Origin of the sequence: Allobaculum sp. (genome assembly GCF_047010065.1) — a bacterium.
GTDB classification, from domain to species: domain Bacteria; phylum Bacillota_I; class Bacilli_A; order Erysipelotrichales; family Erysipelotrichaceae; genus Allobaculum; species Allobaculum fili.
The window spans coordinates 1-2473 of sequence record NZ_JBKXLD010000161.1 but is presented as its reverse complement, the minus strand read 5'-3'; the positions used below and the strand labels follow the sequence as shown (position 1 = coordinate 2473).

Here is a 2473-nt window from a genome sequence, read left to right as displayed (position 1 = left end):
GGATCCTCTTTCTGGACATTCGGTCTGGTTTCGAGAAAAAGGACAGAGCCGAGCAGCGCAGCCGTTTTGAGCGCTCTCGAATTTTCCTCATCCATCGAGACGGCCTGGCCATCGAGCTGGTATTTGCGCATCCACGACTGAACGTGGCTAGAGCGAATCTGCTTTTCGTCGCTGAACACTTCAAACTGCGCCTGCGGCCAGTGCGTTTTCAGTGCCTGCGCGGCTTCTTTTAACGCCTCATCCATGGCCAGCGCACCTTTTCGTCCGCACTTCGCTGCGAAGACAAACAGGGAGGGAAGGTTTCGAACCGCCTGCACATATTCCATTAAATACGGAATAGAGGCATCGTCTGCTTCCTGCAAGGAAAGCGAGTCCAGACGCTGACCGCGCACTTTTTTCGCCGCAGCAGTCTGCAGACGGGCATACAGATCCTTTTTTCTTCCTGCCGGCCACGCCATCAGGCAGATCGTCTGCATCTGCTCGTCTTTAACGGCGGACATCCAGACCAGAATCTTCTCTTTTGTCAGTGCCATTTTGCTCTCCCCTTTCGGCAGTCGAAAAATATACGGACTGCACGTTTTTCATTGTAAGATTTTCCTGCGCGTACAAACAAGGCCAATTGTCCGGTCGACAGTCTGATCTGTATGCATTTTTCATCCTCTATCGGGCATCGTCTTTGGCAAATCTTCCGAAATTCGCCTTTAAAATAGGGCTATACTTATGTTGTCCGGGTAACTGGACTACCTCCTTTCTTTTTAATATTTATCCGCTCCTTTTATCATATCTGGCGGAGGAAAATCATCAGATTTTCCAAGTAAAAAGGCACTGAGACGTCCAGTGCCTTTTTTTCGTATCGATGTTCAGACAAGCTGCGGCAGATATTCGAGAATCTGCTTTTCCCAGCTTGGCCAGTCGTGCGGCGTATCCGTACCCCAGAAATAGCAGGACGTGCAGATGCCTTTCTGATACAGAACATCTGCCAGACGGCGCAGATCGTTGGCGGTCTGGCTTTCCCAGTCGCCCTGTCCCACGACCAGGAAGCCTTTGTTCTGGTTGTACAGATCAATATACGGATGCGAAGCTTCCATATTGGGCATATAGGCTAACGGGCTGTTCTGATAAAAGTTGCCGTCAAAGTTATTATCGTGAATATAGCAGGAAAGATCGTAGACACCGCTCATGGCGAGAAGCTTATTGAACTTCTGCGGGAAGCGGAAGAAGAGGTTGGCCGCATGCGTTCCGCCCAGCGAGCAGCCCATGACCATCATCGGCTCATCCGGATCCTTGCCGGCTTTTTCATGAACGGAAGGCAGCAGTTCGTTCACGATGTAGTTGATCCAGCTTTCCTGCATATACATGCGGTGATCGCTGGGACCGTAGTCCGACCAGGTTTCTTTATCGATCGTATCGATCGTCACAAACTGGACTCTTCCCTCGTCCATGAACGGTTTCATCAGCTCAAACATCTTGCGGTCTTCCCATTCATAGAAGCGGCCGTCCTGACACGGAATGATCAGGCAGAGAATGCCCGAATCTCCGTACATCTTAAATTCCATATCCCGATCGAGATAACGGGAGTAATCCTTAAAGTATCTTATCTCCATAAAACACCATCCTGTTTCCAGAAGCCGTCCTTCTTCCCTTTCTATCGACATTTCTCTTTTCTGTCGATATCTCTTTTTTATCGACCTGCCTGTCATTTTTTTATCGGCGTATCCGACTTTTCCATCGACTGGTAAATCGCCCGAACCGAGCGAAAAAAGACGAAGAGGCAAAATAAGCGTTATACAGACGGCTAAAATGTTATTGAACTTTTTCATTATCTCATTTTTGGCTAAGACTGCACCCTTCCCTTTTAAAAAAGTGGATCCCCTTACAAAATGGAGTGAAAAAGGCTTCCGGGAGTGCGAATTGAAATCCTCTATGGCCCGGACTATAATTCTTTTGATTTTTACGGCCAATCTGACTGATCGCCGCATGAAATCATACGTTTATCCTGAAAATGGAAAGAGGACCGAATGTCAGATCAAGAAAAAATTATTAATATTGCGGTCATTGCCCACGTCGACGCCGGCAAGAGCACCCTGGTGGATGCCTTCCTTCGTCAGAGCGATGTCTTCCGCGATAATGAAGAAGTTGTAGATTGTGTCATGGATTCCAACGCTCTGGAACGGGAGCGCGGAATCACCATTTATTCAAAAAACTGTTCCGTTATTCACAACGGCGTCAAAATCAATATTGTCGATACACCGGGTCACGCGGATTTCTCCAGTGAAGTGGAGCGCATCATGGGAACGGTCGATACCGTTATTCTGCTGGTTGACGCTTCGGAAGGCCCGATGCCACAGACACGGTTTGTCCTTTCCAAAGCGCTTGAAGTCGGCCTGAAGCCGATTCTTCTGATCAATAAAATTGATAAGAAAGACCAGCGCGCCGAAGAAGTTGTGGATGAAGTGTACGACCTGTTTATCGA

At 48.3% G+C, this 2473-nt stretch carries 3 protein-coding genes; 1 reads left to right on the top strand and 2 read right to left on the bottom strand.

Annotated features, from left to right (window positions below; translation table 11 throughout):
* Both ACLUYS_RS09825 and ACLUYS_RS09820 read right to left on the bottom strand, forming a co-directional pair.
* Positions 1-533 (bottom strand): hypothetical protein (locus ACLUYS_RS09825; RefSeq protein ID WP_412659782.1); only part of this gene is annotated, 533 nt, incomplete at its 3' end.
* 327 nt (positions 534-860) lie between these two features.
* Positions 861-1604 (bottom strand): esterase family protein, encoded by a 744-nt coding sequence (locus tag ACLUYS_RS09820; RefSeq protein WP_230266846.1) that lies wholly within the window; start codon positions 1602-1604, stop codon positions 861-863.
* 414 nt (positions 1605-2018) lie between these two features.
* Here ACLUYS_RS09820 and ACLUYS_RS09815 point away from each other — a divergent pair.
* Positions 2019-2473, top strand: a 455-nt coding sequence (locus ACLUYS_RS09815) for a GTP-binding protein (RefSeq protein WP_412659781.1), incomplete at its 3' end; no start/stop codon positions are given.

Bases quoted from the DNA above. Each gene is read 5' to 3' on its own strand.
- ACLUYS_RS09820 (WP_230266846.1), bottom strand. From the start codon at position 1,604: ATGGAGATAAGATACTTTAAGGATTACTCCCGTTATCTCGATCGGGAT.